Annotated in this window: 8 protein-coding genes; 1 reads left to right on the forward strand and 7 read right to left on the reverse strand. The window is 75.2% G+C overall.

What is annotated here, in order from left to right:
* Positions 1-181: 181 nt before the first annotated feature.
* Positions 182-1681 (forward strand): MmgE/PrpD family protein, encoded by a 1500-nt coding sequence (locus EAO72_RS40410; RefSeq protein ID WP_222724173.1) that lies wholly within the window; start codon positions 182-184, stop codon positions 1679-1681.
* A 50-nt stretch (positions 1682-1731) separates the two neighbouring features.
* Here the strand turns inward: EAO72_RS40410 and EAO72_RS40415 are convergent, their stop codons facing one another.
* The 7 genes from EAO72_RS40415 to EAO72_RS40445 form a co-directional block, all read right to left on the reverse strand.
* Complete coding sequence (locus EAO72_RS40415) at positions 1732-2583, reverse strand: HpcH/HpaI aldolase/citrate lyase family protein (RefSeq protein WP_261991864.1); 852 nt, start codon at positions 2581-2583, stop codon at positions 1732-1734.
* A gap of 4 nt (positions 2584-2587) precedes the next feature.
* A complete protein-coding gene (locus tag EAO72_RS40420) occupies positions 2588-3751 on the reverse strand; it encodes an acyl-CoA dehydrogenase family protein (RefSeq protein WP_148022374.1) in 1164 nt (387 codons plus the stop codon).
* Positions 3752-3754: 3 nt separating this feature from the next.
* Positions 3755-4192 (reverse strand): Zn-ribbon domain-containing OB-fold protein, encoded by a 438-nt coding sequence (locus EAO72_RS40425; protein ID WP_148022375.1) that lies wholly within the window; start codon positions 4190-4192, stop codon positions 3755-3757.
* Positions 4186-5334 carry an acetyl-CoA acetyltransferase gene (locus tag EAO72_RS40430; protein ID WP_148022376.1) on the reverse strand — a complete coding sequence of 383 codons (1149 nt, stop codon included), beginning with the start codon at positions 5332-5334 and terminating at the stop codon, positions 4186-4188. Before EAO72_RS40430 ends, EAO72_RS40425 begins: the two co-directional genes overlap by 7 nt.
* Positions 5331-5777 carry a MaoC/PaaZ C-terminal domain-containing protein gene (locus tag EAO72_RS40435; protein WP_148022377.1) on the reverse strand — a complete coding sequence of 149 codons (447 nt, stop codon included), beginning with the start codon at positions 5775-5777 and terminating at the stop codon, positions 5331-5333. Before EAO72_RS40435 ends, EAO72_RS40430 begins: the two co-directional genes overlap by 4 nt.
* Positions 5774-6316, reverse strand: coding sequence for an FAS1-like dehydratase domain-containing protein (locus tag EAO72_RS40440; RefSeq protein ID WP_148022378.1), 543 nt, complete (start codon positions 6314-6316; stop codon positions 5774-5776). The genes EAO72_RS40435 and EAO72_RS40440 overlap by 4 nt, the downstream gene beginning before the upstream one ends.
* Positions 6313-7364, reverse strand: a 1052-nt coding sequence (locus EAO72_RS40445) for a RidA family protein (RefSeq protein WP_148022379.1), incomplete at its 5' end; no start/stop codon positions are given. The genes EAO72_RS40440 and EAO72_RS40445, both read right to left, overlap by 4 nt.

Consider the following 7364-nt stretch of genomic DNA (forward strand, 5'->3'; position numbering starts at 1 on the left):
CGGCCCGGGGGTGCGGGCGCCCCCGGGCCTGCCCCGTCTCCGGTTCAGCCTCGCGGCGGTTCCGGAGAGTCCGGTCGGCACCCGTCGACGAGTGCCCGGGCGCACCCCTTGCCCGCGCCCGGCAACGCCCGCACATACAGCGCCAGTCGCGCCGCCCGCACGGCCCCGAGGACGCCGCCGGGTGAACGCCACCAGCTCCCCGACCACACCCCCCGGCCTGGCGGCCCGGCTGGCCGTGTTCGCCGCCGGCTGCCGCGACGGTGTGCCCGAGACGGTCACCGCCGACGCCACCGGCCGCATCGTCGACTTCCTCGGCAACTGCCTCGCCGCCCTCGGCCCCGACACCGGCGAGAACGACGAAGCGGCACCCCACCGGGCCGCCCTGCGCACCGCCCGCCGGTCCGGCGGACACCCCGAGGCCGGCGTCATCGGCACAGCCGACCGGTTCCCTGCCGACCGGGCCGCGCTCGTCAACGGGACCCTCGCGCACGCCCTCGACTTCGACGACACACATCTGCCGTCCGTCCTGCACCCCACGGCCGCTGTGCTGCCCGCGGCCCTGGCCGTCGCCGAGGCCGAGGGCGCGGACGGCGCCGCCCTCACCGCCGCGCTCGCGGCCGGCGGCGAGGTCTGCGTACGCCTGGGCATGGCCTCCTACGATCCGGCGCTGCGCAACTCGGTCTTCTTCGAACGCGGACTGCACGCCACCTCGATCTGCGGGACCGTCGGGGCCGCCGTGGCCTCCGCGATGCTGCTCGGCCTCTCCGCGGACGGCATCGCCGACGCCATCGGCATCGCCTGCTCCATGGGGGCCGGGGTGATCGAGGCGAACCGGACCGGTGGCAGCGTCAAGCGCGTGCACTGCGGCTGGGCCGCCCACTGCGGCGTCACCGCCGCCCAGCTCGCCGCCGAGGGAGTCACCGGCCCGCCCACCGTCATCGAGGGACGCTTCGGCTTCCTCACCGCCTTCCTCGGCGACCAGTGGCACGCCGGACCCCTCACCGACGGCCTGGACGCGATGCACGACGCGGGCAACTGGCAGTATCCGCGCACCGTCTACAAGCCCTACCCCTCCAACCACTTCACCCACCCCGGAATCGACTGCGCCCTCGCCCTGCGGGCCCGCGGCCTGGACCCGGACACCATCGCGACCGCCGAACTCGGCGTCGCCGGCGCTCCCCGCCGTACCATCGGTGAACCGCGCGAGGAGAAGACCCGCCCCCGCACCCCGTACCACGCCAAGTTCTCCGGCCCGTACACCGTCGCGGCCGCCCTGCTCGCCGGCGAGGACTCAGGACTGGGCCTGCACCTGGCCGACTTCAGCCCCGGCGCGTTCGAGGACCCGCGGCGCCGGGCGCTGGCCGCGCGCGTCGGGGTCGTCCAGGACGCCGTCTGCGACGATGAGTTCCCGCACTCCTTCAGCGCCGTCCTGCGGGTCACCACCCACGACGGCACGGACTGGGAGCACCGCGTGCCCGGTTCGCGCGGCGGTCCGGCCGCCCCGCTGACTGCGCGGGAGCTGGAGACCAAGTACCGGCTGGGCGCCGAACCCGTCCTCGGGGCCGTGCGGGCGGCGCGACTGGCGCTGTATGTGCGGGCGTTGCCGGGCGCGGGCAAGGGGTGCGCCCGGGCACTCGTCGACGGGTGCCGACCGGACTCTCCGGAACCGCCGCGAGGCTGAACCGGAGACGGGGCAGGCCCGGGGGCGCCCGCACCCCCGGGCCGGGCCCTTCAGCGGCCCGCCGCCAGTGTGCGGCGGGCCGCGCGCACCACAGCTTCGTCGATCATCCGGCCGTCCGCGCCGACGATGACCGGGCGTCCGGCGCGTACCGCGCCGTCGAACCGCTCCACGAGGTCGCTTGCGGCGCCGAGTTCGGCCTCGGACGGGGTGAACACCTCATGCACCACCGGGATCTGCGCCGGATGGATACAGGCCCGGGACCGGTAGCCGAGCGCGCGCAGCGCCATGGTGGAGCGGCGCAGCGCCCCGGTGTCGCGGTAGTCGGTGCTCACCGGACCGACCGGCGGGCCGACCCGGGCGGCGGCGCAGGCCAGGACCAACGAGACCCGGATCGGCAGCAACTCCCGCTCGTCCGGGCCGGGTTCCATGCCGATCTCGGCCCTCAGGTCGGCCTCGCCCGCCTGGAGGTGCGCCACCCGGGGGGACGCCGCGAGCGCGGGCGCCGCCAGCACGGCTCCGGCCGACTCCAGCAGCGGCGACAGCGCGACGGATCCCGGCGCGAGACCCAGCGCGGCCTCGCGCCCGCTCACGACCCCGTCCACGTCCGCCACATCGGCCGGGCCCTCGCACTTGGCGAGGCACAGCCCGTGCAGGGCGGGCGAGACGACGGCGGCGGCGTCCGCGAGGCCCAGCGGGCCGGGGTTGACCCGGACCCACACCTCGGTGGGCCCGCCGGGCGAGAGGCCGGCCAGCCAGTCGGCGGCGGCCCCTCGCGCAGCGTCCTTGGCGTCCGGGGCGACGGCGTCCTCCAGATCGACGATCACCGCGTCCGCGCCGCGTTCCAGGGCGCGGGCCAGCATCGCCGGCCGGTCGGCCGGCACATAGAGATAGGAACGGGCCACCGGGTCACCCGATCCTGGTGGCGCCGGAGGTCAGCCGACGGGCGATCACGGTGCGCAGGATGTCGTTGGTGCCTTCTCCGATGCTCATCAACGCCGCGTCCCGGTACAGCCGTTCCACCACGAACTCCTTGGAGTAGCCGTATCCGCCGTGCAGCCGCATGGCGTCGAGCGCCGCGGTGATCGCCGTCTCGGAAGCGAACAGTTTCGCCATTCCGGACTCGGTGTCCACCCGCTCCCCGCCGTCCGACCGGGACGCCGCCCAGTACACGAGCAGCCGCGAGGCCTGGAGCCGCGTCGCGATGTCGGCCAGGCGCAGCTGCACGGCCTGGAAGTCATGGATCGGGCTGCCGAAGGCGTGCCGTCCCGCGGTGTACGACAGCGCCGCGTCCAGCGCCGCCTGGGCGATGCCCACCGAGCGCGCCGCCACATTGATCCGGCCCGTCTCCAGCGCGGACAGCGCCTGCTGCATGCCCCGCCCCTCGACCCCGCCGAGCAGACAGTCCGCCGGCACCCGCAGGTCCTCCAGCAGCAGTTCGCACGTCTCGGTGCCCTTGTACCCCAGCTTCGGCAGGTCACGGGTGACGGTGAAGCCCTCGGTCGCCGTGTCCACCAGCAGGATGCTCATGCCCCGGTGGGCGGGGCGGGCCTGCGGGTCCGTCTTCACCAGCACCGGCAGCACACCGGCGTGCCGGGCGTTGGTGATCCACGTCTTGGCGCCGTTCACCACGTAATGACCCTCTTCGAGGCGGGCGGTGGTCCGGATGCCCTGGAGGTCGGTGCCGGCGTCGGGCTCGGTCAGGGCGATGCCGCTGCGGCACTCACCGGTCGCCATCCGGGGCAGCCAGCGCGAGCGCTGCTCCTCGGTGCCGTTCCGGGCGATCAGCAGACAGGCCAGGGAGTGCGAGCCGAGGATGCCCGCGATCCCCATCCAGCCCCGGGAGATCTCCTCGAAGACCAGCGCGAAGGAGACCATGTCGGCCTCCAGGCCGCCGTAGGCCTCCGGGACGGTGAGCCCGAACAGGCCCATCGTGCGCATGGTCTCGATGATCTCGGCGGGATGCCGGCCCGACTCCTCCCACTCGGTGGCGACCGGCTCGATCTCCCGGGTGACGAAGTCGCGCAGCGTGCGGCGGAACAGTTCCTGCTCGGGGCTGAGGGTGAAGTCCACGGTTCACGGCTCCGGTTCGTCGGGCGGCGCGTCGGGCGCCGGGGTGAAGGCGGGCTGGCGCCGCCCGTCGGGCAGAGGCAGCCAGACGAGGCGTACGGGCTGGTCGCACCGGAACGAGAGGGGATCGCCGAGCAGCGGCACCAGCAGCACCGGCCCCTCGGCGAGCCGCACCCGGCCCACGGTGTACGGCACCGCGCGGCCGTCCGGCGCCCGCTGCACGGTCGTGAACGAGTCCAGCACCGCCACCCCGCTCACCGGCGCCTGGCGCAGTCCCTCGACGCCGCCGCAGTGCACACACAGCACGCGCGGCGGATGCTGGTGGCCTCGGCACGCCGGGCAGTGCTGGACCGTCAGTGTCCCCTCCCGGGTCGCCCGCCAGTACTCCTCGGTGACGGCGTCGGCGGGGGCGGGCGGAGGACCGGGCAGAAGCGCGTTCACCATGTGTCCTCCCGGCCGAGCACCACGGTGGCGTGGGTCGAGAGGACGCCCCCGGTGCCGTGGGCGACAGCGGTCCGCGCCCCGGGGACCTGACGGGCACCGCACTCCCCGCGCAACTGCCGTACCGCCTCGATCAGCAGGAACAGCCCGAACATGCCCGGATGCCCGTACGACAGCCCGCCGCCCGAGGTGTTGACGGGCAGCTCCCCGCCGGGGCCGGTGCGCCCGTCGGCGACGAGCGCGCCGGCGCCGCCCGGCGGGCAGAGACCGAGGGCCTCCAGCGACAGCAGCGTAGTGATGGTGAAGGAGTCGTACACCTGGACGACGTCCATGTCGTGCGGGCCGAGACCGGAAGTGGCCCAGGCCCGGTCCGCGGCGGCCCGCGCGCCGGTGTCCAGGAGGTCGGCGGGGCCGGCCGACCCCGCGTGGGAGGTCGCCTCGCCGTAACCCAGCACCAGCACACCGGGGCGCGGCAGGTCGCGGGCCCGCTCGTCGGTGGTGAGGACCAGGGCGCCGCCGCCGTCGGTGACGAGGCAGCAGTCGGCGGTGGTGAGCGGAGTGGACAGCATCGGCGCGGCCAGGACCTGCTCCACCGTCAGCGGTCCGGCCGTATGGCGGTACGCCTCCGGGTTGAGCAGGGCCCACGCCCGCGCGGCCACGGCCACCTCGGCCAGCACGCTGCGGTCCAGGCCGTGCACGTGCAGATAGCGACGGGCGGCCAGGGCGTAGTGGGAGGCGGGGAAGAGCGGACCGGCCGGTGCCTCGAACTGCGCCTCCGGGGACGCCGCGTCGTACGGCCCGGCCAGCGAACGGCTGCGGGCCGAGCGCTGGTTCGAGCCGTACGCGATGACGACCGTGCGGCACTGCCCGGCCGCCAGTGCCTGCGCGGCCCGCGCCACGTACATCTCGAAGGCGCTGCCGCCCGCGAACGTGGAGTCCGTCCAGGCGGGCCGGATACCGAGGTAGTCGGCGGCCTGGGTGGCGGCGAACCGGCCCGTGCCCGCCGTGGCCAGACCGTCCACATCGGACAGGGCGAGCCCGGCGTCGGCCAGTGCCCGGGTGACTCCCTGGGCGAGCAGGGCGAGGGCGGGCCGGCCGGTGACGCCCAGATCGGAGGTGGCCGCCCCGACGATCGCGGCCCTCACGCGGGGCCGCCGGCGACCGGAGGATCCGGCGGCGGGGTGAGCGTCAGGGTGGCCCCGGCGGTCGCCACGGCCGTGCGCGCCTTCGGCCCGGAGACCTCGACGCGCTGCTCGACGGTCACGAGGCCGTTGTCGCCGACCTCCGTGACCCGGCCGGTGCACACCACGCTCTCCCCGGCGAAAACCGGCTGCGAGAACCGGAAGTGCAGGGTGCGCAGGACGCACTGCGGGCCCAGCCAGCGCTGCAACTGCTCGGCCAGGAGCGCGCCCAGGACCTGTCCGTCGACGACCGGCGCGGGCAGCCCGCGTGCCTGCGCGTACGCGGTGTCGTAGTGCAGACGGTGCCAGTCCCAGGTGGCGCCCGCGTAGGCCACCATCCGGGACAGCGGGAAGTCGCGCCGCAGCGGCGGGACCACGGCACCGGGCATCAGCTGCGGGCCCGTCATCGGCTGCTCCCGTCATCCGTCGCGGGCACGTCATCGGCCGGGGCGAGGGCGATGTACAGCACGGTCTCCTCGTTCTCCGCCAGCAGTTCGTCACCACTGGTGTAGGCGCAGTGCGAGCGGACCACGAGCATCGGCAGCCCGTCGCCCGTCGTGCGCTCCGTGACGGAGGTGACCGTCCAGGTGGCGGTGATCAGGTCGTCCGGGCCCACCGGCCGGTGGAACGTGTAGGAGTTGCCGCCGCGCACGGTCCGGGTGCCGGGCAGGGAGATGCCCCAGGTGTGTCCCGGGTAGCCGTCCTCGTCCGGGGGCAGGTCCGCGTACTGGTTGGTCTCGCACACCAGGGTGGGCGGGGCGATCACGTCCGGGTGGCCGTGGGCGCGCGCGTAGTCGGGGTCCAGGTGGAGCGGGTCGGCGTTGCCGGTGGCGAGCGCGAAGTAGCGGATCGCGGCCCGCCCCAGGACCTCGGGGGCCGTGTAGACGGCGGTGCGTCCCAGAAGCCGGGCGCGCAGCTCCTCGGTGAGCAGGGTGGGCGTGGTCACCTCGTACCTCCCTCTGCGGGCGTGGACAGGACGGCCGTGGGGAACACCTCGGTGAGGAACTCCCGCCGCAGCAGGGTCGCGCAGCCGACGGAGGTCACGGCGGGCCGGGACGCGGAGCCCAGCACCCGCGCACGGGCGGCGGCGACGGTGGCCCGGTCCGCGACGGCGGGCGGGCACAGGTACTCCTCCACGGAGACCAGGTGCTCCGGACCGCCGCCGGCTGCCGCGACCACCTCCAGGACGGCACGCAGCACCGTCTCGGTCTGCGCCACCACGTCGCCCGGGTGCAGCGCCTGCTGGGTCTCCATGTCGAGTGCGGCGAACCCCGACATGTGCAGGGTGCGGCCGGCCAGCACACCGGGGCTGTAGGTGAGCGTGTCGTAGCGGCTCCAGCCGGGGTTGACGGAGCTCAGCGGGTGCCGGGACGCGGTGACGTCGAGCGCCACCAGGATGCCCGGTGCGTGCAGCCGGCTCATCAGAATGCCCCCGGCCCCGGGGAACACCCCTGCTCCGCCCAGCAGTTCACGACGCGGTCCGGAGCAGGCCGGATAGGCGCGGCGGGTGGCGGGGGTGGTGTAGTCGAACGTCGTCACGGCGTGGTCGAGGCTCAGCCCGGCGCTCTTCAGTAGCCGGCCGGCCTTGCGCAGGCAGTACGCGTACTGGGCGGGAAAGTCGTCCGGGTGGGCGACGTCCCCGTGGTCGTCGACCGGCAGCACGGTGGGCAGGCGCACGGTGCCGTCCCCGGCAGGGGTTCCGGTCCCGGCCCGCACCGCGAGCAGCGCGTCCGGATCGGGCAGGGACTCCACCACCACGGTGCGCGCACAGGCGGCCGCGTCCGGGAAGCGGGCGGCACGGGCGGCCGCGAGCTCCTGGTGGGCGTCGAGCGCGGCGACGGTGACGAACTCGGTGAGCTGGGCGCCGCCCGGGTCCGGCAGCCGGGCGCTCAGGGCGCCGTAGGCGGCACGGGCCTGGGCGGCGGGCCCCGCCCCGCGTCCGAGGACGGTTACGTCGGCCGGGCGGGTGGCCGGGGGAGGTGCGGCGGTCAACG

Origin of the sequence: Streptomyces sp. OR43 (assembly GCF_008042275.1) — a bacterium.
Classification (GTDB): Bacteria; Actinomycetota; Actinomycetes; order Streptomycetales; family Streptomycetaceae; genus Streptomyces.

Bases quoted from the DNA above. Each gene is read 5' to 3' on its own strand.
- EAO72_RS40425 (WP_148022375.1), bottom strand. From the start codon at position 4,192: ATGGTGAACGCGCTTCTGCCCGGTCCTCCGCCCGCCCCCGCCGACGCC.
- EAO72_RS40435 (WP_148022377.1), bottom strand. From the start codon at position 5,777: ATGACGGGCCCGCAGCTGATGCCCGGTGCCGTGGTCCCGCCGCTGCGG.